At 60.0% G+C, this 22,397-nt stretch carries 21 protein-coding genes; 5 read left to right on the forward strand and 16 right to left on the reverse strand.

Annotated elements, in window-relative coordinates; all coding sequences use genetic code 11:
- Nucleotides 1–3 precede the first annotated feature (3 nt).
- The gene (bipL, locus tag AC3IUF_RS28355) at nt 4–951 is read right to left on the reverse strand and encodes a phospholipase BipL (RefSeq protein ID WP_007913866.1); all 948 of its coding nucleotides are present in this window, start codon (nt 949–951) and stop codon (nt 4–6) included.
- 99 nt (nt 952–1,050) lie between these two features.
- Between bipL and AC3IUF_RS28360 the strand changes: the two genes are divergently transcribed.
- Together AC3IUF_RS28360 and AC3IUF_RS28365 are read left to right on the forward strand one after the other, a co-directional pair.
- Complete coding sequence (locus AC3IUF_RS28360) at nt 1,051–1,629, forward strand: DUF6436 domain-containing protein (RefSeq protein WP_414894598.1); 579 nt, start codon at nt 1,051–1,053, stop codon at nt 1,627–1,629.
- Nucleotides 1,630–1,730: 101 nt separating this feature from the next.
- Nucleotides 1,731–4,139: a penicillin acylase family protein gene (locus AC3IUF_RS28365; RefSeq protein ID WP_489279881.1), complete on the forward strand. Its 2,409-nt coding sequence runs from the start codon at nt 1,731–1,733 to the stop codon at nt 4,137–4,139.
- A gap of 216 nt (nt 4,140–4,355) precedes the next feature.
- On the opposite strand, the gene AC3IUF_RS28370 is transcribed toward AC3IUF_RS28365, so the two are convergent.
- A complete protein-coding gene (locus AC3IUF_RS28370) occupies nt 4,356–5,321 on the reverse strand; it encodes a GlxA family transcriptional regulator (RefSeq protein WP_489279882.1) in 966 nt (321 codons plus the stop codon).
- Between the two features lie 178 nt (nt 5,322–5,499).
- On the opposite strand from AC3IUF_RS28370, the gene AC3IUF_RS28375 reads away from it, so the two are divergent.
- Nucleotides 5,500–6,141, forward strand: a complete 642-nt coding sequence (locus tag AC3IUF_RS28375; protein WP_414894595.1) for an HD domain-containing protein — start codon at nt 5,500–5,502, stop codon at nt 6,139–6,141.
- A gap of 140 nt (nt 6,142–6,281) precedes the next feature.
- Here the strand turns inward: AC3IUF_RS28375 and AC3IUF_RS28380 are convergent, their stop codons facing one another.
- The 8 genes from AC3IUF_RS28380 to AC3IUF_RS28415 all read right to left on the reverse strand — a co-directional run bounded on the left by AC3IUF_RS28380 (nt 6,282) and on the right by AC3IUF_RS28415 (nt 15,096).
- On the reverse strand, nt 6,282–7,172 hold the full coding sequence (locus tag AC3IUF_RS28380; RefSeq protein ID WP_007913861.1) for an ABC transporter permease subunit: 891 nt from the start codon (nt 7,170–7,172) through the stop codon (nt 6,282–6,284).
- Nucleotides 7,169–8,050 (reverse strand): ABC transporter permease subunit, encoded by an 882-nt coding sequence (locus tag AC3IUF_RS28385; RefSeq protein WP_176091783.1) that lies wholly within the window; start codon nt 8,048–8,050, stop codon nt 7,169–7,171. Before AC3IUF_RS28385 ends, AC3IUF_RS28380 begins: the two co-directional genes overlap by 4 nt.
- Before the next feature lie 35 nt (nt 8,051–8,085).
- Nucleotides 8,086–9,228 carry an ABC transporter ATP-binding protein gene (locus tag AC3IUF_RS28390; protein WP_007913856.1) on the reverse strand — a complete coding sequence of 381 codons (1,143 nt, stop codon included), beginning with the start codon at nt 9,226–9,228 and terminating at the stop codon, nt 8,086–8,088.
- Between the two features lie 66 nt (nt 9,229–9,294).
- Complete coding sequence (locus AC3IUF_RS28395; protein WP_007913853.1) at nt 9,295–10,392, reverse strand: polyamine ABC transporter substrate-binding protein; 1,098 nt, start codon at nt 10,390–10,392, stop codon at nt 9,295–9,297.
- A gap of 188 nt (nt 10,393–10,580) precedes the next feature.
- Complete coding sequence (locus AC3IUF_RS28400; RefSeq protein ID WP_007913851.1) at nt 10,581–11,693, reverse strand: polyamine ABC transporter substrate-binding protein; 1,113 nt, start codon at nt 11,691–11,693, stop codon at nt 10,581–10,583.
- A gap of 172 nt (nt 11,694–11,865) precedes the next feature.
- Nucleotides 11,866–13,230 carry an aspartate aminotransferase family protein gene (locus tag AC3IUF_RS28405; protein WP_007913848.1) on the reverse strand — a complete coding sequence of 455 codons (1,365 nt, stop codon included), beginning with the start codon at nt 13,228–13,230 and terminating at the stop codon, nt 11,866–11,868.
- A 56-nt stretch (nt 13,231–13,286) separates the two neighbouring features.
- The gene (locus tag AC3IUF_RS28410) at nt 13,287–14,645 is read right to left on the reverse strand and encodes a glutamine synthetase family protein (RefSeq protein ID WP_007913846.1); all 1,359 of its coding nucleotides are present in this window, start codon (nt 14,643–14,645) and stop codon (nt 13,287–13,289) included.
- Between the two features lie 94 nt (nt 14,646–14,739).
- Nucleotides 14,740–15,096 (reverse strand): gamma-glutamyl-gamma-aminobutyrate hydrolase family protein, encoded by a 357-nt coding sequence (locus AC3IUF_RS28415; protein ID WP_447795636.1) that lies wholly within the window; start codon nt 15,094–15,096, stop codon nt 14,740–14,742.
- 278 nt (nt 15,097–15,374) lie between these two features.
- Here AC3IUF_RS28415 and AC3IUF_RS28420 point away from each other — a divergent pair, with 278 nt between their 5' ends.
- Both AC3IUF_RS28420 and AC3IUF_RS28425 read left to right on the forward strand, forming a co-directional pair.
- Nucleotides 15,375–16,751 carry a glutamine synthetase family protein gene (locus AC3IUF_RS28420; protein ID WP_007913842.1) on the forward strand — a complete coding sequence of 459 codons (1,377 nt, stop codon included), beginning with the start codon at nt 15,375–15,377 and terminating at the stop codon, nt 16,749–16,751.
- A gap of 228 nt (nt 16,752–16,979) precedes the next feature.
- Nucleotides 16,980–17,606: a TetR/AcrR family transcriptional regulator gene (locus AC3IUF_RS28425; protein WP_489279886.1), complete on the forward strand. Its 627-nt coding sequence runs from the start codon at nt 16,980–16,982 to the stop codon at nt 17,604–17,606.
- 106 nt (nt 17,607–17,712) lie between these two features.
- On the opposite strand, the gene AC3IUF_RS28430 is transcribed toward AC3IUF_RS28425, so the two are convergent.
- From AC3IUF_RS28430 to ssuE, 6 genes are all read right to left on the reverse strand, one after another.
- Complete coding sequence (locus AC3IUF_RS28430) at nt 17,713–17,928, reverse strand: TOBE domain-containing protein (protein ID WP_003229256.1); 216 nt, start codon at nt 17,926–17,928, stop codon at nt 17,713–17,715.
- Nucleotides 17,929–17,955: 27 nt separating this feature from the next.
- Nucleotides 17,956–18,762, reverse strand: coding sequence for an aliphatic sulfonates ABC transporter ATP-binding protein (ssuB, locus tag AC3IUF_RS28435; RefSeq protein WP_007913838.1), 807 nt, complete (start codon nt 18,760–18,762; stop codon nt 17,956–17,958).
- Nucleotides 18,759–19,541: an aliphatic sulfonate ABC transporter permease SsuC gene (gene ssuC, locus AC3IUF_RS28440; protein ID WP_489279889.1), complete on the reverse strand. Its 783-nt coding sequence runs from the start codon at nt 19,539–19,541 to the stop codon at nt 18,759–18,761. Before ssuC ends, ssuB begins: the two co-directional genes overlap by 4 nt.
- A gap of 8 nt (nt 19,542–19,549) precedes the next feature.
- Nucleotides 19,550–20,698 carry an FMNH2-dependent alkanesulfonate monooxygenase gene (ssuD, locus tag AC3IUF_RS28445; RefSeq protein ID WP_007939251.1) on the reverse strand — a complete coding sequence of 383 codons (1,149 nt, stop codon included), beginning with the start codon at nt 20,696–20,698 and terminating at the stop codon, nt 19,550–19,552.
- 25 nt (nt 20,699–20,723) lie between these two features.
- On the reverse strand, nt 20,724–21,689 hold the full coding sequence (locus AC3IUF_RS28450) for a sulfonate ABC transporter substrate-binding protein (protein WP_007913834.1): 966 nt from the start codon (nt 21,687–21,689) through the stop codon (nt 20,724–20,726).
- Between the two features lie 90 nt (nt 21,690–21,779).
- The gene (gene ssuE, locus AC3IUF_RS28455) at nt 21,780–22,373 is read right to left on the reverse strand and encodes an NADPH-dependent FMN reductase (protein WP_034151973.1); all 594 of its coding nucleotides are present in this window, start codon (nt 22,371–22,373) and stop codon (nt 21,780–21,782) included.
- Between the last annotated feature and the right edge of the window lie 24 nt (nt 22,374–22,397).

Here is a 22,397-nt window from a genome sequence, read left to right on the forward strand (position 1 = left end):
TCACTAGAGATTCCGGCCTCTGATGCGCTTGCTGAGAAACTCGAAATACTCCTCCCGCATCTCCGCCGTCTCATTCGCCAGATGATGCCGCGCCTCGGCTAACAACAAGATCTGCGGCCGATCAAACTTCCATTTCAACACCTGTAGATTGTGCTGCCAGTCGACGGTCATGTCCGCCTGCCCCTGAATGATCAGCGGCCGCCGCGGACTCTTCTTCGCGTGCTCGACGCGGATGATCCAACGCGATAACGCCCCCACCCATTTCGTCGGCAAGCGTCGTGGCTGCAACGGATCGGCCTGCAGAAACGGCAGGAAATCCGGGTCGTTGGAATTCTCGCTGAAGCGTCGCGCGACACCCCTGACGAAAGGCCTGAGCAGGTAATAACTCAGCTGCGACCAGCCCCACGCCCGTGGCCGCACCAGCGGCGCCATCAAAATCACCTGGCCCTGCGCCGGGCTGTTTTCAGCATGGTTGAGCAGGTGATCGACCACAATCGCCCCGCCAGTGCTCTGCCCGCACAAATGCCACGGCTGCGGCAGGGCGATCGACTGCGCCTCGGCGAACAACGCTTGCAGGACGTCCTGATACTCGGAGAAATCGCGAATGCTCGCGCGCGGCCCGCTCGACAGACCATGCCCCGGCAAATCGCAGGCGATCACCGCGAAGTCCTGATCCAGCGCCCACTCGATCACATGCCGATACAGCCCGGTGTGATCGTAGTAGCCGTGCAGCAGAAACAGCGTCGCCTTGACCTTCTCCGGCCACCAGCAATGGCTGACCACTTCATAACCATCGACTTCGAAACGGCCCATGCCACGCCAGACATCGCGATGGGGAAAATCGGTTTGATAAAACTGCTGGTACGCCTTCGCCTCGTCCGACAACGGCTGCCACTCGGCCAAAGGCTTGAGGCTGGCGCGGATTTGATCGGGGTCGAAAGTGGCAGACATAAGGCAATTCCAAAGCGGTAAACAGACTTTATCGGCCTGCGATATTCATCTGTAGTGACAGACATGGCAAGCTAGCCGACCTTTCGAGGATCGAAAACCATGCGTTCGCCCTACCGCACCGCACTGTTTGCCAGCCTGCTCGCGCTGATTTGCGCCGGGGTGCTGTGGGCGGCGTATGACTGGTTTCAGGGGCGTTATCTGCGAGCGTTCAGCGAACACACGGCGGTGTTTTCCGGTGATCCGCTGCGCCTGCCGGACAATCTCGCCGGTCCCGGCAAGATTCGTCTGGTGCACTTTTGGGACCCGGCCTGCCCGTGCAATGTCGGCAATCAACAGCACCTGACCGAGATGGTCGAGCAGTTTGGCGCCAAAGGCGTGGAGTTCTTCGCTGTGCAGAAGGCTGGCAGCCACGGTCAGTTGCCGGCAACCCTCAGCAGCCTGAAAACCATCACGATATTGCCCGGCTCCGAACAGGTACCCGCCAGCCCGGCCGTGGCGATCTGGGATCGCAGCGGCAAACTGGCCTACTTCGGTCCGTACAGCGAAGGCCTCACCTGCAATTCCAGCAACAGCTTTATCGAACCGATTTTGAATGCCTTGACGGAAGATCGCCCAGTCAGTGCCACGCACACCCTGGCGGTCGGGTGTTACTGCCCGTGGCCGGTGGAGACGCAGTAAGGCATTCCGGACTTTTCAAGGACAGCGCTGCACGGCACTGAAGGTCTGTGCTAATTGTTTGCAGCCCGACGGGCGGCATCCCGCCTGCACAAGGAGTCACCATGAAGCGCGTGTTCACCGTACTTGCCCTGCTCATCGTTGTTCTGCTTGTCGGCGTCGGCGGGTATGTCTACAGCAAACAACCGACGCGCCAGGGTCAGGTCGAGCTGCGCAACCTGCAGGGTTCGGTGACCGTGCGCTACGACGAACGCGGCGTGCCGCACATTCGCGCCGAGAACGAAACCGACCTCTACCGTGCCCTTGGCTATGTGCATGCCCAGGATCGCCTGTTCCAGATGGAAGCCATGCGCCGCCTAGCTCGCGGCGAACTGGCCGAAGTGCTCGGGCCGAAGCTGCTCGACACCGACAAACTGTTCCGCAGCCTGCGCATCCGTGAACGCGCGGCCAGTTACGTCGCCAGTCTCGATAAACAGTCTCCGGCGTGGAAGGGCCTGCAAGCCTATCTGGATGGCATCAATCAATATCAGGACAGCCACGCTGCACCGATCGAGTTTGATGTGCTGGGCATCCCCAAACGGCCGTTCACGGCGGAAGACAGCATCAGCGTCGCCGGCTACATGGCCTATAGCTTTGCCGCGGCGTTTCGCACCGAACCGCTGCTGACCTACGTGCGCGATCAGCTCGGCGCCGATTACCTCAACGTCTTCGACCTCGACTGGCAGCCCAAAGGCGTGCTGGTCAACGGTCACGCCAAGCCTGCGCCGGCCCTCGCCGCTGGCGACTGGAAGGACCTCAACGCCCTCGCCCGCCTCAGCGAACAGGCGTTGATCGACAACGGTCTGCCGCAGTTCGAAGGAAGTAACGCTTGGGTCATCGCGGGCAGCCGCAGCCAGAGCGGCAAGCCATTGCTGGCGGGTGATCCGCACATTCGTTTCTCGGTGCCGTCGGTGTGGTACGAAGCGCAATTGTCGGCGCCCGGCTTCGAGTTGTACGGCCATCATCAGGCGCTGGTGCCGTTTGCGTTTCTCGGTCACAACCTCGATTTCGGCTGGAGCCTGACCATGTTCCAGAACGACGATCTCGATCTGATCGCCGAGAAGGTCAACCCGGATAATCCGAATCAGGTCTGGTATCGCGGCCAGTGGACCGACATGGTCGTCACGCAACAGCAGATCAACGTGAAGGGGCAGTCGCCGGTGACCCTGACCCTGCGCCAATCGCCCCACGGCCCTATCGTCAACGATGCGCTCGGCACCGCTGCCGGCAAGACGCCGATCGCCATGTGGTGGGCCTTTCTCGAAACACCGAACCCGATCCTCGAAGGCTTCTACCAGCTCAATCGCGCCGACACCCTGGCCAAGGCCCGCGCCGCTGCCGCAAAAGTCCAGGCGCCGGGGCTGAACCTGGTTTACGCCAACGCCAAGGGCGATATCGCCTGGTGGGCCTCGGCATTGCTGCCCAAGCGCCCGGCCGGGGTGCGGCCGGAATTCATGCTCGACGGCAGCAGCAATCAGGCCGACAAGGACGGTTTCTACCCGTTCAGCGCCAACCCGCAGGAAGAAAACCCGGCGCGCGGCTACATCGTCTCGGCCAACTTCCAGCCCGTGTCGCCGACCGGCATGCAGATTCCTGGTTACTACAACCTCGCCGATCGCGGTCAGCAACTGAACCGGCAGCTCAGCGACAAGAGCGTGAAGTGGACCAACGAGGCCAATCAGAAGCTGCAACTGGGCACCACTACCGGTTACGGCCCGCGCTTGCTCGCGCCGTTGCTGCCGGTGCTGCGTGAGGTGGTCAGCGATCCGGCGCAACTGAAACTGGTCGAGCAACTGGCGCAGTGGCCAGGCGACTATCCGCTGGATTCGGTCAGCGCGACGGTATTCAGCCAGTTCCTCTACGACCTGGCCGATGCGGCGATGCGTGATGAGTTGGGCAATGACTTCTTCGAGACATTACTGTCGACGCGGGTGATCGATGCGGCGCTGCCGAAACTGGCGGCGAATGCCGATTCACCGTGGTGGGACAACCGCAGCACGCCGAACAAGGAGACCCGCGCCGATATCGTCCGCGCGGCGTGGCAGGCGAGCATTCAGCACTTGAAGCTGACCCTCGGCGATAACTCTGCCGAGTGGAAATGGGGCGCTGCGCACACGCTGACTCACGGCCATCCGTTGGGACAGCAGAAGCCGCTGGATCGGATTTTCAACGTTGGGCCGTTTGCGGCGCCGGGCAGTCATGAAGTGCCGAACAACCTGTCGGCGAGGATCGGCCCGGCGCCATGGCCGGTGACGTATGGGCCGTCGACGCGGCGCTTGGTGGATTTTGCCGATCCGGCGCATGGGTTAACGATTAACCCGGTTGGGCAGAGCGGTGTGCCGTTCGACAGTCACTATGACGATCAGGCTGAGGCGTATGTCGACGGGATGTATGTGCAGGCGCATTTCAATGACGAAGAGGTGACGGCGAATACGCGCAGTACCTTGAAGCTGTTGCCGATGCGGGCACCGTAAAAGCCCCTCACCCTAGCCCTCCCGAAACGTCGGACCGCCCAGAGGGAGAGGGGACTGATTGGGGGATGCTCAAGGTTTACAGCGACCTGACACTGCTTTACCGAATCCATAATCGCTAAGGTCTTTCAGGTCGATGTATCACGCCAGACACTGCGGTCGGCCCCCTCTCCCTCTGGGCGGTCCGACGTTTCGGGAGGGCTGGGGTGAGGGTAAGGGTCAAAGCATCACCGCAAAATTCAGCCGAAACTGCTGCGGCGTAACCCCCAACCGCCGGTTAAACACCCCACGCATATGCTGCGCATCGCGAAACCCACACTGATACGCCACAGTTTTCAACGGCGCCGCCGTGCTCTCCAGCATCACCCGCGCCGCATCCACCCGCGCCCGCTCGACAAACTCCGCCGGCGTGACTTTGGCTTCCCGGGCAAACACTCTGGAGAAATTACGCGCACTCATGTTCGCCGCATTGGCCAGATCGGCGATCGTCAGATCACCCGTGAGATTGGCCAACACATACAACTGCACCATCGCCACCGCCGACGTCGGCTCTGCATGCGGCGTGAGGAACGGGCTGAACTGCGACTGCCCACCAGACCGCTGGGTGAACACCACCAGCCGTTTAGCCACGCTCAGCGCCACTTCAGCACCGTGATCACGCGCCAGCAGGTAGAGCGACAGATCAATCCCCGCCGTGACCCCGGCCGAGGTATAGAGCGTGCCGTCCTCGACATACAAGCGATCAGCCTCGACCTGCGTCGTCGGACACAACTGCGCCAACGCCTCGGCGTCATTCCAGTGCGTAGTCACGGTGCGCCCCTCCAGCAACCCCGCGCGCGCGAGCGTGAACGCGCCGTTGCAGATCGAACCAAAACGCTGCGCCCGTGCACAGGCCTCACGCAGCCAACCGTCGAACGTCGCGCCAAAATCCATGAACGGCAATTGTGGCCCACCGGCGACCAGCAGCAGATCGTAGGCGTCGAGTGCTTCGCTGAAATGCCGATGGGCATTCAGGTTCAAACCGTTGGAGCAGGCCATCGGGCCGCGTTCGACGCCGATCACTTCGAGCCGATAGTGATCCTCGGGCGTCAGGAAGCGATTGGCCTCGGCGAACACATCCATCGGGCCGCTGACGTCCAGCGACTGCACGCCGGCGAACACGACGATGGCGACGGTTTTAGTCATGACTGTGGATTCCCTTTCAAATGCAAAAGATCGGGCCGCGATCGGACGATCTTTTAGCTTGGCACGATTTGCAGGTGGATTGGCAAGGATCGCAGCCATGCATCGATTGTTCGCTTTCAGCGCCGGGAACAGACTTTCCCCATCAGCGCCACGACGGCGTTCACTGAGGAAACTCCCCATGAGCACGACCATTGCCGGCATCAAAATCCCCGACAGCGCCCTCGTCCGGGCCACCACCGAGTACATCCGCGATATCGAATCCGACCTGCTCTACCACCACTCGCGGCGGGTATTTCTGTTCGGCGCACTGAGCGGTGAACGCCAACAACTGGCTTACGATCCGGAGCTGCTCTACGTCGGCGCGATGTTCCACGACCTCGGTCTGGTCGAAGGTCATCGCAGTGATGACGAGCGTTTCGAAGTGGACGGTGCCAACGCGGCGGCGGCGTTTCTCAAACCGTACGGGCTCAGCGATGACGATATCGAACAGGTGTGGCTGTCGATTGCCCTGCACACCACGCCGGGCGTACCGAAGCATCTGCGTCCGACCGTGGCGCTGGTCACTGCAGGTGTCGAGATGGATGTACTCGGAATGGACTACGCCGCGTTCAGCACGGTGCAGCGCGAGGCAGTGGTGCATGCGCACCCGCGTGGGGAAGGCTTCAAGGAATGCATCATCTGCGCGTTTGCCGAGGGTTTGCGCCATCGTCCGCAGACCACGTTCGGCAATGTGAAGACCGATGTGCTGAAGGATCAGGAGCCGGGGTTCAAGCCGATGAACTTTGTCGAGGTCATCCGCCACTCACCCTGGACTGCCTAAAACCCATGTAGGAGTGAGCCTGCTCGCGATGGCGTCCTGTCAGTTGGAAATTTCCTGACTGACACTCCGCTATCGCGAGCAGGCTCACTCCTACAGTTTGAATTGGGTTGACCTCGAGAATGAGGCCAACCCATTAGTGCTTACGCGGCTTCCGGGCTTGGTGCGCGACGCACGTCCGGCTGCTTCCACGAATCGGCTGCGCTTTCTTCGATGGCTTGCTGGATGGCTTTCTTGCGCGCTTCTTCGGCACGGCGGCTGAAGAACCAGACCATGAAGGTCACGATCGACACCGCCAGCAGAATCAGACTGGCCACGGCGTTGATCTCGGGCTTCACGCCCAGACGCACCGCCGAGAACACTTCCATCGGCAGGGTCGTCGAACCCGGACCGGAAACGAAGCTCGCCAGCACCAGGTCATCCAGCGACAGCGCGAACGACATCATGCCGCCCGCCGCCAGCGATGGCGCGATCATCGGGATGGTGATCAGGAAGAACACCTTCCACGGCCGCGCACCGAGGTCCATCGCCGCTTCTTCGATCGACAGGTCCAGCTCACGCAGACGCGCCGACACCACCACCGCCACATACGCCGCACAGAATGTGGTGTGGGCGATCCAGATGGTGACGATGCCACGTTCCTGCGGCCAGCCGATCATCTGCGCCATGGCCACGAACAACAGCAACAGCGACAGACCGGTGATCACTTCCGGCATTACCAATGGCGCCGTCACCAGACCGCCGAACAGCGTGCGACCCTTGAAGCGGGTGATGCGGGTCAGCACGAACGCCGCCAGTGTGCCCAGCGCCACCGCAGCAACTGCGGTGTAGCAGGCGATTTCCAGCGAGCGCAGCACCGAGCCCATCAGTTGGGTGTTGTCGAGCAACCCGACGTACCACTTGATCGACCAGCCGCCCCACACCGTTACAAGTTTCGAGGCGTTGAACGAGTAGATCACCAGGATCAGCATCGGCAGGTAGATGAACAACAAACCGATGACCAGCATCAGGCTGGAGAAACGGATGCGCTTCATTCTTTGCCCTCCATTTCTTTGGCCTGACTGCGGTTGAACAGAATGATCGGCACAATCAGGATCGCCAGCATCACCACTGCCAGCGCGGATGCCACCGGCCAGTCACGGTTATTGAAGAACTCTTGCCAGAGCACTTTACCGATCATCAGGGTTTCCGGACCGCCGAGCAGTTCCGGGATCACGAACTCACCGACCACCGGGATGAAAACCAGCATGCAGCCGGCAATAATGCCGTTCTTGGACAGCGGGATGGTGATTTTCCAGAAACTGTTGAAGGTGCTCGAACCCAAGTCCGATGCGGCTTCGAGCAGACTGTTGTCGTGCTTCACCAGGTTGGCGTACAGCGGCAGGATCATGAACGGCAGGTACGAGTAAACGACACCGATGTACACCGCAAGGTTGGTGTTGAGGATCTGCAGTGGCTCGTCGATGAAACCCATGCTCATCAGGAAACCGTTGAGCAAACCGTTGTTGCTGAGGATGCCCATCCACGCGTAAACGCGGATCAGGATCGCCGTCCACGTCGGCATCATGATCAGCAACACCAGCACCGTTTGCAGCTCTTTACGGGCGGTGGCAATGGCGTAGGCCATCGGGTAGCCGATCACCAGACAGAGGATGGTGCTGATCAGCGCCATCTTCAGCGAGCCGAGGTAAGCGGCGATGTACAACTCGTCGCCCGCCAGCATTGCGTAGTTGCCCAGGTTCAGCAGCAGTTGCAGCTTCTGCTCGGCGTACGTGTAGATCTCGGTGTACGGCGGGATGGCCACGTCGGCTTCGGCGAAGCTGATCTTCAGAACGATGAAGAACGGCAGCATGAAGAACAGGAACAGCCAGATGAACGGGACCCCGATGACCAGTTGGCGGCCATTGGGGATTATTCGGTTGATGCGGCGTTTGAATTTGCGCATGTTCATGAGCGAAGTACCACGCCGCTGTCGTCTTCCCACCACACGTAAACCTGATCGCCCCAGGTCGGACGCGCGCCACGGCGCTCGGCGTTGGCGACGAACGACTGCACCAGTTTGCCGCTCGGCAATTCAACGTAGAACACCGAGTGCCCGCCGAGGTAGGCGATGTCGTGCACCTTGCCGCTCGACCAGTTGTATTCACAGGTCGGTTGATCGGCGGTGACCAGCAGCTTCTCCGGACGGATCGCGTAAGTCACCGATTTGTCCTGCACCGAAGTACTGATGCCGTGGCCGACGTAGATCTGCCGATCGAGATCTTTGCAGGTAATGGTTGCGTGGCCTTCAGCGTCGTCGATCACTTCGCCTTCGAAGATGTTGACGTTGCCGATGAATTCGCAGACCAAGCGGCTGGTCGGGGTTTCGTAGATGTCGATCGGGCTGCCGATCTGGGCGATCCAGCCCAGGTGCATGATCGCGATGCGCTCGGCCATGGTCATGGCCTCTTCCTGATCGTGGGTCACCATCACGCAGGTCACACCGACGCGCTCGATGATCTCGACCAGTTCCAGCTGCATCTGCGAGCGCAGTTTCTTGTCCAGTGCGCCCATCGGCTCATCGAGTAGCAACAGCTTCGGCCGCTTCGCCAGCGAACGTGCCAGCGCCACGCGCTGACGCTGACCGCCGGACAGTTGATGCGGCTTGCGCTTGGCGTACTGGCTCATCTGCACCAGCTTGAGCATCTCGGCCACGCGGGCATCGACTTCAGCGGCCGGGATCTTGTCCTGCTTGAGGCCGAAGGCGATGTTCTGCGCCACGGTCATGTGCGGGAACAAGGCGTACGACTGGAACATCATGTTGATCGGACGTTCGTACGGCGGCATGTCGGTGATGTCGACGCCGTCGAGGAAAATGCGCCCCTCCGTGGGCCGTTCGAACCCTGCCAGCATCCGCAGCAGAGTGGATTTGCCCGATCCCGAACCGCCGAGCAGGGCGAAGATTTCGCCCTTTTTGATTTCCAGGGACACATCGTCCACGGCAATCGTCTCGTCGAACTTCTTCGTGACCCGGTCGATTTTGACCAACACCTGTTTCGGTGTCTGGTCGCCCTCGAGGGCTTTCTTATAGGCGCCGGAGGCAACTGCCATTTACGAAACTCCCAGAAAAAAACAATGCAGTTCGCCCCGCAAGGCGAACCCAGGATAGTGTGTGCCTTACATCCCCGACTTGACCTTGGTCCAGCTGCGGGTCATCAGGCGCTGAATGTTCGGTGGCAACTCGATCGACACATAAGCCTTGTCGATAACGGCCTGCGGCGGATACACCGACGCATCGGTGCGGATGGATTGCTCCATCAACTTGTCCGCACCCGGATTAGGGTTGGCATAACCGACGTAATCACTGACCTGAGCGATCACCTCAGGTTTCAGCAGATAGTTGATGAAGGCATGGGCCTGCTTCACGTTCGACGAATCCTTGGGGATTGCCAGCATGTCGAACCACAGCGCACCACCTTCTTTCGGCACCGCGTAGGCGATGTTCACGCCCTTCTTGGCTTCGGCTGCGCGGTTCTTCGCCTGGAAGATATCGCCAGAGAAACCGATGGCCACGCAGATGTCGCCGTTGGCCAGATCACCGATGTATTTCGAGGAGTGGAAGTAGGTCACGTAAGGACGCACCGCGAGCAATTTGTCGGTGGCTTTTTCGTAATCCTTCGGATTGGTGCTGTTGGCATTCAGGCCCAGATAGTTGAGCACGGTCGGCATCATTTCATCCGCCGAATCGAGGAATGCCACACCGCAGCTTTGCAGCTTCTTGATGTTCTCAGGCTCGAACAAAACGCCCCACGAATCGATCTTGTCGACACCCAGAACGGCCTTCACTTTATCGACGTTGTAACCGATGCCGTTGGTGCCCCACAGGTACGGCACGGCGTACAGGTTGCCCGGATCGTTCTGCTCCAGACGCTTGAGCAGCGCCGGGTCGAGATTGGAATAATTTGGCAGCTGCGACTTGTCGAGTTTCTGGAACGCGCCGGCCTTGATCTGCTTGCCGAGGAAGTGGTTCGACGGCACGACCACGTCGTAACCGGTACGCCCGGCCAGCAGTTTGCCTTCCAGGGTTTCGTTGGAATCGAACACGTCATAGACCGGCTTGATCCCGGTGGCTTTCTGGAAGTCGGCCAGGGTGGTCTCGCCGATGTAATCGGACCAGTTATAAATATGCACCGTACCGGCGGCCTGGGCTCCGACAGCAATCGTCAGGCCGGCAGTGGCCAGCAGGGCTTTGCGCAAAGAAGAAAAAATAGGCAAGTGGAGGTCCTCTAAATTAGTTGGGCCCAAGTTGCCCCGCGCTGCATGACAGCCGTGGCTGCCCGGCAACAAAACCGGCGCGCAACTTACCCTCGAAAAACCGTTCCTGCAAAACTTCCTGTCATTTAATTGATCCGCTGGCCGCCTTCGCGGGAGACGACGGCCAGCGGTTGCTGCTTCAAACCGGGTTATTTACCGGATTTGATCTTGGTCCAGCTGCGAGTGATCAGGCGCAGGGTCGCTGCATCCAGGTCGCTGATCGCATAGAGCTGTTTCTTCACTTCAGCCGATGGGTAGATGCTCGGATCGCTGGTGATGTCTTTGTCGACCAGTGGCGTAGCAGCTTTGTTGCCGTTCGGGAAACGCACGGCGTTGGTGATGCCGGCCATCACTTGCGGCTCAAGCAGGTAGTTCATGAACTTGTAGGCGGCTTCGACGTTTTCGGCATCCTTGGGAATGGCGACCATGTCGTAGAACGTGCCAGCACCTTCTTTTGGAATGGTGTAGGCCAGCTTGACCTTGTCACCGGCTTCCTGGGCGCGGGTCTTGGATTGTTCCAGGTCGCCCGAGTAACCGACGGCGACGCAGATGTTGCCGTTGGCCAGGTCGGAGATGTACTTGGAGGAATGGAAGTAGGCAACCGAAGGACGAATTTTCAGGAACAGGTCTTCGGCGGCTTTCAGGTCAGCCTTGTCCTTGCTGTTGGTCGGCTTGCCCAGATAGTGCAACGCCGCCGGAATCATTTCGGTCGGTGCGTCGAGGAAGCTTACGCCGCAGCTTTTGAGCTTCTCGATGTTTTCCGGCTTGAACACCACGTCCCAGGAATCGATCTTGTCGATGCCCAGCGCTGCCTTGACCTTGGCCGGGTTGTAGCCGATGCCGATCGAGCCCCACATGTACGGGAACGCGTGCTTGTTGCCTTGGTCGCTGGCATCGCCAACAGCCTTGAGCAGGTCTTCGTCGAGGTTCTTCCAGTTCGGCAGCTTGGACTTGTCCAGCTCCTGGTAAACACCGGCCTTGATCTGCTTGGCGAGGAAGTTATTGGAAGGCACCACGATGTCGTAACCGGACTTGCCGGCCAGCAGCTTGGCTTCCAGGGTTTCGTTACTGTCGAAGACGTCATAAACGACTTTGATCCCGGTGGCTTTTTCAAAGTTGGCCACAGTGTCCGGGGCGATGTAGTCGGACCAGTTGTAGACGTGCAACACCTTGTCGTCCGCCTGCGCCGCAGCCGCCATGACTCCCATCAGGGACATGGCGAGCAGAGTCTTGCCAGCGAGCTTTTTGCCTAATGCCTTCATGCGTTAATGCTCCAAATTTTTCTTTTTTGAACCACTTTGTTCAGCGGCCGAACCCGGACAACTGGAACCGCGGCTAGTCTGGCAAGATCCGAGGCGGTCTTTCAAGAAAAGACCAGCCTTTCTGACAGCTTTAAGCGCGAGCGCCACGGCTCCCCCGCTCAAAGCCTAGCACTTAGCCCTGCAACGCACTGAGGGTCAGGTCCAGACACTTGCGTGCCTTTGTAACCAGCTCATCGATTTCCGCTTTGCTGATCACCAGCGGCGGCGCAATGATCATGGTGTCGCCCACAGCGCGCATGATCAGGCCGTTGTCGAAGCAGAACTGGCGGCAGATCATGCCGACGCCCTTGCCTTCGTAACGCTTGCGCGTGGCCTTGTCCTGCACCAGCTCGATCGCGCCCAACAGACCGACTCCGCGAACTTCACCCACCAACGGGTGATCGTTCAGTTCCCGCAGACGTTTCTGCAAATACGGTGCCGTTTCGTTGTGCGCGTTCTCGATAATTTTTTCATCACGCAAGATGCGGATGTTTTCCAGGCCCACCGCTGCTGCCACCGGGTGACCGGAGTAAGTGAAGCCGTGATTGAAATCGCCGCCTTCATTGAGCACCGCCACCACGGAGTCGCGAACGATCAGGCCACCCATCGGGATGTAGCCGGAGGTCAGGCCTTTGGCGATGGTCATCATGTCCGGCTTGAGATCGTAAAAATCACTGCCGAACCACTCACCGGTACGGCCGAAACCGCAGATCACTTCGTCCGCGACGAACAGGATGTCGTACTTGGCGAGGATTTCCTTGATGCGCGGCCAGTAGCTGTCGGGCGGAATGATCACGCCGCCGGCGCCCTGGATCGGCTCGGCAATAAAGGCACCGACGTTGTCGACGCCGACTTCGAGAATCTTCTCTTCCAGCTGATTGGCCGCCCAGATACCGAACTCTTCCGGCGACATGTCGCCGCCTTCGGCGAACCAGTACGGCTGCGCGATATGGACGATGCCCGGGATCGGCAAGTCGCCTTGTTCGTGCATATACGTCATGCCACCGAGGCTCGCGCCGGCCACGGTCGAACCGTGATAACCATTCTTGCGGCTGATGATGACTTTCTTGTTCGGCTGGCCTTTGATCGCCCAGTAGTGGCGGACCATGCGCAGCATGGTGTCGTTGCCTTCGGAGCCGGAACCGGTGAAGAACACGTGGTTCATGCCTTGCGGTGCCACGTCGGCAATGGCCTTGGCCAGTTCCAGCGCCGGCGGGTGCGCGGTCTGGAAGAACAGGTTGTAGTACGGCAGTTCGCGCATCTGTTTGGCAGCCGCGTCGGCCAGCTCATCGCGACCATAACCGATGGCCACACACCACAGACCGGCCATGCCGTCGAGAATCTTGTTGCCTTCGCTGTCCCACAGGTAAACGCCCTTGGCGTTGGTGATGATCCGCGGGCCTTTCTCTTTCAGCTGCTTGAAGTCGCTGAACGGGGCCAGGTGATGATCATTGCTGAGTGCTTGCCACTCGCGGGTTTGCGGGTTGTTGCTGGTCATGCCAATTCTCCTTGTTATCGGTGAAGGCGCGGCCGGTGAGGACCGCGCCCGGCGTATCAGACGGCGAAGAGCAGGTACTCACGCTCCCAGGAACTGATCACGCGCTTGAAGTTTTCATGCTCGGCCCGTTTTACCGCGACGTAGCCTGTGATGAAGGTTTTGCCCAGGTACTTCTCGATGGTCGCGCTGTTTTCCATACGCTCCAGCGCATCTTCGATGGTCAGCGGCAGGCGCAGGTTGCGGCGCTCGTAACCACGGCCCACCACTGGCGCGCTCGGGTTGAGGCCTTCGACCATGCCGATATAGCCGCAGAGCAGGCTCGCGGCGATCGCCAGGTACGGGTTGGCGTCAGCGCCCGGCAGGCGGTTTTCCACACGGCGGTTCTGCGGGCCGGCATCCGGTACGCGCAGGCCGACGGTGCGGTTTTCTTCGCCCCACTCGACGTTCACCGGTGCCGAGGTGTCCGGCAGGAAGCGGCGGAACGAGTTGACGTTCGGTGCGAACAACGGCAACAGCTCAGGAATCAGTTTCTGCAAACCACCGATGTGGTGCAGGAACAACTGGCTCATGGTCCCGTCTTCATTAGAGAAGACGTTCTTGCCGGTCTCGATGTCGATGATGCTCTGGTGCAAGTGCATCGCACTGCCCGGCTCGCCGGTCATCGGTTTGGCCATAAATGTCGCGGCTACATCGTGCTTGAGCGCGGCTTCGCGCATGGTGCGTTTGAACACCAGGATCTGGTCGGCCAGCGACAGTGCGTCGCCGTGACGGAAGTTGATTTCCATCTGCGCCGTGCCGTCTTCGTGGATCAGCGTGTCGAGATCCAGCTCCTGCAGTTCGCACCAGTCGTAGACGTCCTCGAACAGCGGGTCGAATTCGTTCGCCGCTTCGATCGAGAACGACTGACGACCGATTTCCGGACGGCCCGAGCGACCAATCGGCGGCTGCAACGGATAGTCAGGGTCGTCGCTGCGCTTGGTCAGGTAGAACTCCATCTCCGGCGCCACGATCGGCTGCCAGCCTTTGTCAGCATAGAGTTTGAGGACTTTCTTGAGGACGTTGCGCGGCGACAGCTCGATCGGGTTGCCTTGCTTGTCGTAGGTGTCGTGGATCACCTGCGCGGTCGGCTCGATGGCCCACGGCACCATGTACACGGCGTTCTGGTCGGGGCGGCAGATCATGTCGATGTCGGCCGGGTCGAGCAGTTCGTAATAGATGTCGTCTTCGACGTAGTCGCCGGTCACGGTCTGCAACAGCACGCTTTCTGGCAGACGCATGCCTTTTTCGGCGATGAACTTGTTGGTCGGCGAGATCTTGCCCCGGGTGATACCGGTCAAGTCGGCGATCATGCATTCGACTTCTGTGATCTTGTGGTCTTTCAACCAATCGGTGAGCTGGTCGAGGTTGTTACTCATAAATGCCTCTGGGCTGAGTCTCCTGACAGAATGTCAGGCAAAGTTTGACGCTTGGAGCGTCGCGTTAAAGGGGGCTTGCTCGCGCAGTACCGGCTTACGCCCGGCACCGCGCATAGACAATGAAAGAGGAGCTTACCTGCCCTTTACGCTGGCGTTGCATTTCCTGTGCACAGTCCAGGCGTGCAGAATCATGAGCACGGCTGGGCAAGCGGCACAGGCTTTGAGGGTGAAAGCGATCTATATTGGAAGGGGACGCCATAAACAGGATGCTTTCCCGTACGTCCAGAATATCGGACGCTGGCGTTTGAACGGCCATGGACGGGAATATCGTCGGCAACTGGCGAGCCATGCTGGCTGCGCTACGGACGGATTGGTCGCCACTGATGTGATGAGCATGCAGACCGGACTGTTGCGAGCAGTCGGTGATGCCGATTAACGGCAGGCGAGACATGAAGCACCCCGGTATTATTGCTGTTATGGGTTTGATCCGAGCTTAGCCTTGTTCATTTTTTTACACAACACCCCCGTAAAAAATACAACACGGCCTGCTCAAGCCCGCGGGTGCACAGTCTTCCAGGGACAAAAAAACGCCCGAAAGTGCCCCATAAATGCCCTTGCAGCGCTTTTTTAGGGCAAAAAAGGCCTCGCTTGACTTCGGCAGGCCGTTCGGGTTGACTGAAACCAGAAAAGATCAATGATTGATATTTTTAACAACAAAGGTGTTGCATCATGTCGGTACCCCCGCGTGCCGTTCAGCTTAACGAAGCGAACGCGTTCCTTAAGGAACATCCTGAGGTTCTGTACGTTGACCTTCTGATTGCGGATATGAATGGTGTGGTGCGCGGCAAGCGCATCGAACGCACCAGCCTCCACAAGGTTTACGAGAAAGGCATCAACCTGCCGGCCTCTCTATTTGCTCTGGATATCAATGGCTCTACGGTGGAAAGCACCGGCCTGGGCCTGGACATCGGCGACGCCGATCGTATCTGCTATCCAATCCCCGATACCCTGTGCAACGAGCCATGGCAGAAACGCCCGACCGCGCAACTGTTGATGACCATGCACGAACTCGAAGGCGACCCATTCTTCGCCGATCCGCGCGAAGTGCTCCGTCAAGTTGTTGCAAAGTTTGACGAGCTGGGCCTGACCATCTGCGCCGCATTCGAACTCGAGTTCTACCTGATCGACCAGGAAAACGTGAACGGCCGCCCTCAGCCGCCACGCTCGCCGATCTCCGGCAAACGCCCGCACTCGACGCAGGTCTACCTGATCGACGACCTCGACGAATACGTCGACTGCCTCCAGGACATTCTGGAAGGTGCCAAAGAGCAAGGCATCCCGGCCGACGCCATCGTCAAGGAAAGTGCCCCGGCGCAGTTCGAAGTGAACCTGCACCACGTCGCCGACCCGATCAAGGCCTGCGACTACGCGGTACTGCTCAAGCGTCTGATCAAGAACATCGCCTACGACCATGAAATGGACACCACCTTCATGGCCAAGCCTTATCCGGGTCAGGCCGGTAATGGTCTGCACGTACACATTTCGATTCTGGATAAAGAAGGCAAAAACATTTTTGCCAGCGAGGATCCCGAGCAGAACGCCGCGCTGCGTCACGCGATCGGCGGTGTGCTCGAGACCCTGCCCGCGCAGATGGCTTTCCTCTGCCCGAACGTCAACTCGTACCGTCGTTTCGGCGCACAGTTCTACGTGCCGAACTCACCGTGCTGGGGCCTGGACAACCGCACCGTGGCGATTCGCGTACCGACCGGCTCGTCCGATGCCGTGCGTATCGAACACCGCGTCGCCGGTGCCGACGCCAACCCTTACCTGCTGATGGCTTCGGTACTGGCCGGCGTGCACCACGGTCTGACCAACAAGATCGAGCCGGGCGCGCCAGTCGAAGGCAACAGCTACGAGCAGAACGAGCAAAGCCTGCCGAACAACTTGCGCGATGCCCTGCGTGAGCTGGACGACAGCGAGGTGATGGCCAAGTACATCGATCCGAAGTACATCGATATCTTCGTCGCCTGCAAGGAAAGCGAGCTGGAGGAGTTCGAACACTCCATCTCCGACCTTGAGTACAACTGGTATCTGCATACCGTTTAAGCGGTTGCAGCTTCAGGAAAGAACGCCGTTGGCTGATTTAGCCAACGGCGTTTTTTTATGGCCGCCTGCGGCGGATCGCTGGCAAGCCAGCTCCCACAGGGATTTTCTGCGCACATAAATCCCGGTTCACTGAAGATCACTGTGGGAGCTGGCTTGCCAGCGATGGCGGCCGACAAGACAACACAGGAACCGGCTCGTACAATGCCCGCTGCCCCGCAGGAGACTTTCATGACGCGACCCGCCCCCGTCCGCAAACCCCGTGCCCGCAGCCAGGCGCGCATCGACTCGATACTCGACGCCGCGCGCACATTACTGGCGGCCGAGGGTGTGGCGAGTCTGTCGATCTATAGCGTCGCCGAGCGCGCGCAGATTCCGCCCTCCTCCGTGTACCACTTCTTCGCCAGTGTGCCGGCGCTGCTTGAGGCACTGACGGCAGATGTACACGCGGCGTTCCGCGCCTGCCTGCAAGCGCCGATCGATCATGACGCGCTGCGTGACTGGCGAGATCTGTCGCGACTGGTCGAGCAACGGATGCTGGAGATCTACGACGAAGATGCGGCGGCGCGCCAGTTGATCCTCGCCCAACACGGCTTGACCGAAGTGACCCAGGCTGACCGTCAGCACGACATAGAACTGGGCGACCTGATGCACAAGCTGTTCAATCATCACTTCGAGTTGCCGAGGCTGCCGGAGGATGTCGATGTATTCGCCCTGGCGATGGAGTTGGGTGACCGGGTTTATGCGCGCTCGGTGCAGCAACATGGGCAAATCACGCCGCGCATGGCCGAGGAAGGGATGCGGGTGTTTGATGCCTATATCGGCCTGTATCTGCCGCCGTATCTACCTAAACGCTAAAAGATCGTCCGAAGGCTCGGGCCGCGATCGGACGATCTTTTGCTCTTCAAAACACAAAAAACCCCGAAGGGCTCACGCCCTTCGGGGTTGTTTTTTACTCACCGGCTTACAACTTGGCGATCGACACCTCGGTGGATTTCACAAAGGCGATCACTTCGCTGCCGACCACCAGTTCCAGCTCCTTTACCGAGCGGGTGGTGATCACCGAAGTGACGATGCCGGAAGCGGTCTGCACGTCGATTTCCGACAGCACGTCACCGAGGACGATTTCCTTGATCGAGCCTTTGAACTGGTTACGGACGTTGATGGCTTTGATAGTCATGGCAATGATTCCTGTCGTTTGCTTGAGTTATTGAGCCCAACGCAGTTGCGTAGGCAGTGGTGAAACAGGTTCCGGCGCCGGCGGTTCGCCGGGCAGGGAGAGAACACGGTTAAGCACTTCGGTTTCCAGCGCCGCCAGTCGATGTGAACCACGCACCCTTGGGCGCGGCAGTTCGACATGCAGGTCGAGACCGACTTCGCCGTCCTCGATCAGAATCACCCGGTCGGCAATCGCCACCGCTTCGCTGACGTCATGGGTCACCAGCAGCACGGTGAAGCCGTGTTGCTGCCAGAGACGTTCGATCAGTTGCTGCATTTCGATGCGGGTCAGCGCGTCCAGTGCGCCGAGCGGTTCGTCGAGCAGCAGCAGACGCGGCTGATGGATCAGCGCGCGAGCTAGTGCAACCCGCTGCTTCTGCCCACCGGACAACGCCGCCGGCCATTCATTGGCGCGATCAGCCAGACCCACCGCATCCAGGGCTTCGAGAGCCTTCGGGCGCCAGTTGCCTTTGAGGCCGAGACCCACGTTGTCGATGATCTTTTTCCACGGCAGCAGACGCGCTTCCTGGAACATCAATCGGGTGTCTTCCCGCGCATCGCTCAGCGGCGCAGAGCCGGCCAGCAAGTCACCGCCCGTTGGTTGATCGAGGCCGGCGAGCAAGCGCAGCAAGGTACTTTTGCCGCAACCACTGCGACCGACCACAGCGACGAATTGCCCTGCCGGAATGTGCAGATCGATGTCACGCAGCACCTGCCGCGCGCCAAAGGTTTTCTGCAGGTTGCGCACCGCCAGCGGAATCCCGCGCAGCAGGCGTGGAGGTTGTTGAGCAGTCATGCCGCACCTCCTTTGGAAACCTGATAGGCCGGGTGCCAACGCAACCACACACGTTCAAGTCCGCGCGCCGCAAGGTCAGCGAGTTTGCCCAGCACCGCGTAAAGCAGGATTGCCAGCACCACCACATCGGTCTGCAGGAACTCGCGAGCGTTCATCGCCAGATAGCCAATGCCGGAGCTGGCGGAAATGGTTTCGGCGACGATCAGCGTCAGCCACATAAAGCCCAGGGCGAAGCGCACGCCGACCAGAATCGAAGGCAGTGCCCCCGGCAGAATCACCTGCCAGAACAGGCTGAACCCGCTCAAGCCATAACTGCGCGCCATCTCCACCAGCGCCGGGTCGACGTTGCGGATGCCGTGATAAGTGTTGAGGTAGATCGGGAACAGCGTGCCCAACGCCACCAGAAAAATCTTCGCCGACTCGTCGATGCCGAACCACAGGATCACCAGCGGAATCAGCGCCAGGTGCGGCACGTTGCGGATCATCTGCACCGAGCTGTCGAGCAAGCGTTCGCCCCATTTCGACAGGCCAGTGATAAAGCCCAAGACCAGACCGATGCTGCCGCCGATGGTGAAACCGAGCGCCGCGCGCCAGCCACTGATCGCCAGGTGCGTCCAGATTTCGCCGCTGCGCACCTGGCTCACGCCGGCCTCGATCACCGCCACCGGTGCCGGCAGAATCCGCGTCGACAACCAACCCGCCGACACCGACAACTGCCACACCGCCAGCAACAACACCGGCAACGCCCAGGGCGCGAGGCTGTGGATGATTTTCTTCATGGCGCGCCTCAGCTCTGCGACGCGGCTTTGGGAAGAATATCGTTGGCGACCATCTCGCCGAACGGGCTGACATAACCGGCGCTTTTCGGCAGTTCCGGACGCTCGATGTCGAGGTGCGGAAACAGCAGTTCAGCGACGCGATACGATTCTTCGAGGTGTGGATAACCGGAGAAGATAAAGGTGTCGATGCCCAGATCGGCGTACTCCTTCACGCGCGCTGCGACGGTCGGGCCATCGCCAACCAGCGCCGTACCGGCACCGCCGCGTACCAAGCCAACACCGGCCCACAGGTTCGGGCTGACTTCGAGATTGTCGCGGCTGCCGCCGTGCAGTGCGGCCATGCGTTGCTGGCCGACCGAATCGAAACGCGCCAGCGAAGCCTGAGCGCGAGCGATGGTGTCGTCGTCCAGGTGCGAGATCAGCCGATCTGCCGCTTGCCATGCTTCTGCGTTGGTTTCGCGAACGATTACGTGCAGACGAATGCCGAAGCGCACGGTGCGGCCAAGCTTGGCGGCCTTGGCGCGGACCTGTTCGATCTTCTCCGCGACCGCTGCGGGCGGTTCGCCCCAGGTCAGGACCATTTCCACTTGTTCAGCAGCCAGATCCTGCGCGGCTTCCGACGAGCCACCGAAGTACAGCGGCGGACGTGGTTGCTGGATTGGTGGATAGAGCAACTTGGCGCCTTTGACGCTGATGTGCTGACCGTCGTAATCAACGGTTTCGCCTTCGAGCACACGGCGCCAGATGCGAGTGAACTCCACCGAGGCTTGATAGCGTTCTTCGTGGCTGAGAAACAGACCGTCGCCTGCCAACTCTTCCGGGTCGCCACCGGTGACCAGATTGAACAGCGCACGGCCGCCGGACAGACGATCCAGCGTGGCGGCCTGCCGCGCTGCCACCGTCGGGGAAATGATCCCGGGGCGCAGGGCAACGAGGAATTTCAAACGCTGGGTCACCGGGATCAGCGACGCTGCCACCAGCCACGAGTCTTCGCAGGAACGGCCGGTGGGGATCAGCACACCGCCGAAGCCCAGACGATCCGCCGCTTGCGCGACCTGTTGCAGATAACCGTGGTCGACGGCGCGAGCGCCTTCGGCGGTGCCAAGGTAATGGCCGTCGCCGTGGGTGGGCAGGAACCAGAAGATATTGAGGCTCATGGAGTGGTCTCCTTGGGGATTCGAATTACTGCGCTTTAGCCACAGCGGCCGGTGGGGTCCAGATCACATCCTTGATGCTCAATGGCTTGGGAATCAGCTTGAGCTGGAAGAACGTGTCGGCGATCTTCTGCTGCGCGGCGACCACCTCCGGGGTCAGGAACAACGCGCCGTAGCCCTGGCGTTTCACCGAGGTCAGGGTGATGTCCGCCGGCAGACCGAGCAGTGGCGCAACTTGTTGAGTCACGTCTTCAGGATTGGCTTTGGACCACTCGCCAACGGCGCGTACTTCTTCCACGAGGGTCTTGATCACCTCAGGATTTTTCTGCGCGTAAGGTTTGGTCGCGAGATAGAACTGGTGGTTGTCGACGATGCCTTTGCCGTCGCGCAGGGTGTGTGCTTGCAGTTGTTTCTCGGCGGCAGCCTGGTACGGATCCCAGATAACCCAGGCGTCGACGCTGCCACGCTCGAACGCGGCGCGAGCATCGGCGGGCGGCAGGAATACGGTTTGAATGTCGCTGTATTTGAGGCCGGCGTCTTCCAGTGCGCGCACCAGCAGGTAGTGCACGTTGGAACCTTTGTTCAGGGCGACTTTCTTGCCTTTGAGATCGGCCACCGATTTGATCGGCGAGTCTTTCGGCACGAGGATCGCTTCGCTGTTGGGCGCTGGTGGTTCATAAGCGACGTAAAGCAAATCGGCGCCGGCAGCCTGGGCGAAGACTGGCGGGGTTTCGCCGGTGACACCGAAGTCGATCGAGCCGACGTTCAGGCCTTCGAGCAGTTGCGGGCCACCGGGGAATTCAGTCCATTGCACGTCGACGCCTTGGGCGGCCAGACGCTTTTCCAAAGTGCCTTTGGCTTTGAGCAGCACCAGCGTGCCGTACTTCTGATAACCGATCCGCAATGTCTCGGCTTGAGCTTGAGTGATGGCGCCGAAGGTAACAGCCGCAGCAAACAGAGCGACCAGACCACGACGCAAAAATACAGTGCGCATAGCGCTCTCCTTTTTGCTGTTGGGTTTTGGCTGCACCTGCTTGGCCGTTGTCGGCGAAGTAAGGTGAGTTACATCAAATTCTGGTGAGGCTTAAATGCTCCAGCGAGCACTCAACAAACGTTCGTTCAACAGGCCCGGCTCCAGCGGTTTCGGCCGGCGGGCCATGGCACCGACAAACTGATCCAGCGCTTCATGCAGACGCTGCTCCAGCGCCGGTGCCAGTTGCGCCGCAGCACTGCCTTCGCCGTAAGCGATCTGGCTGTCCTCGGCGAAAATCCCCTGAAGCATTTCCTGGGCTTTCAATGCCGACAACACGGGTTTGAGGGCGTAATCGACCACCAGCATGTGGGCGATGCTGCCGCCGGTAGCCATCGGCAAAACAATCTTGTGGTTCAGGGCGCGCTCGGGCAACAGATCCAGCAGGGTTTTCAGGGCACCGGAGAACGACGCTTTGTAAACCGGCGTGGCGATCAGCAGGCCGTCGGCATTTTCAATCTGTTGCAGCAGGTCGAGCACCTTCGGGCTGTCGAAGCGGGCATGGAGCAGGTCTTCAGCCGGAAAGTCGCGCACCTGATAACTCACCACTTCCACGCCTTGCTGCTGCAACCAACGTTGCGAGCGCTCCAGCAGCACTCCGGAACGGGAGCGCAGGCTGGGACTGCCACCGAGTGAGACGACCAGCATTGAGACCATTCCTTAAGCGTTACA

The sequence above is a fragment of the Pseudomonas sp. KH_040 genome (genome assembly GCF_057839305.1).

Bases quoted from the DNA above. Each gene is read 5' to 3' on its own strand.
- bipL (WP_007913866.1), bottom strand. From the start codon at position 951: ATGTCTGCCACTTTCGACCCCGATCAAATCCGCGCCAGCCTCAAGCCT.
- AC3IUF_RS28360 (WP_414894598.1), top strand. From the start codon at position 1,051: ATGCGTTCGCCCTACCGCACCGCACTGTTTGCCAGCCTGCTCGCGCTG.
- AC3IUF_RS28365 (WP_489279881.1), top strand. From the start codon at position 1,731: ATGAAGCGCGTGTTCACCGTACTTGCCCTGCTCATCGTTGTTCTGCTT.
- AC3IUF_RS28370 (WP_489279882.1), bottom strand. From the start codon at position 5,321: ATGACTAAAACCGTCGCCATCGTCGTGTTCGCCGGCGTGCAGTCGCTG.
- AC3IUF_RS28375 (WP_414894595.1), top strand. From the start codon at position 5,500: ATGAGCACGACCATTGCCGGCATCAAAATCCCCGACAGCGCCCTCGTC.
- AC3IUF_RS28380 (WP_007913861.1), bottom strand. From the start codon at position 7,172: ATGAAGCGCATCCGTTTCTCCAGCCTGATGCTGGTCATCGGTTTGTTG.
- AC3IUF_RS28390 (WP_007913856.1), bottom strand. From the start codon at position 9,228: ATGGCAGTTGCCTCCGGCGCCTATAAGAAAGCCCTCGAGGGCGACCAG.
- AC3IUF_RS28400 (WP_007913851.1), bottom strand. From the start codon at position 11,693: ATGAAGGCATTAGGCAAAAAGCTCGCTGGCAAGACTCTGCTCGCCATG.
- AC3IUF_RS28405 (WP_007913848.1), bottom strand. From the start codon at position 13,230: ATGACCAGCAACAACCCGCAAACCCGCGAGTGGCAAGCACTCAGCAAT.
- AC3IUF_RS28410 (WP_007913846.1), bottom strand. From the start codon at position 14,645: ATGAGTAACAACCTCGACCAGCTCACCGATTGGTTGAAAGACCACAAG.
- AC3IUF_RS28415 (WP_447795636.1), bottom strand. From the start codon at position 15,096: ATGTCTCGCCTGCCGTTAATCGGCATCACCGACTGCTCGCAACAGTCC.
- AC3IUF_RS28420 (WP_007913842.1), top strand. From the start codon at position 15,375: ATGTCGGTACCCCCGCGTGCCGTTCAGCTTAACGAAGCGAACGCGTTC.
- AC3IUF_RS28425 (WP_489279886.1), top strand. From the start codon at position 16,980: ATGACGCGACCCGCCCCCGTCCGCAAACCCCGTGCCCGCAGCCAGGCG.
- AC3IUF_RS28430 (WP_003229256.1), bottom strand. From the start codon at position 17,928: ATGACTATCAAAGCCATCAACGTCCGTAACCAGTTCAAAGGCTCGATC.
- ssuB (WP_007913838.1), bottom strand. From the start codon at position 18,762: ATGACTGCTCAACAACCTCCACGCCTGCTGCGCGGGATTCCGCTGGCG.
- ssuC (WP_489279889.1), bottom strand. From the start codon at position 19,541: ATGAAGAAAATCATCCACAGCCTCGCGCCCTGGGCGTTGCCGGTGTTG.
- ssuD (WP_007939251.1), bottom strand. From the start codon at position 20,698: ATGAGCCTCAATATCTTCTGGTTCCTGCCCACCCACGGCGACGGCCAT.
- AC3IUF_RS28450 (WP_007913834.1), bottom strand. From the start codon at position 21,689: ATGCGCACTGTATTTTTGCGTCGTGGTCTGGTCGCTCTGTTTGCTGCG.
- ssuE (WP_034151973.1), bottom strand. From the start codon at position 22,373: ATGCTGGTCGTCTCACTCGGTGGCAGTCCCAGCCTGCGCTCCCGTTCC.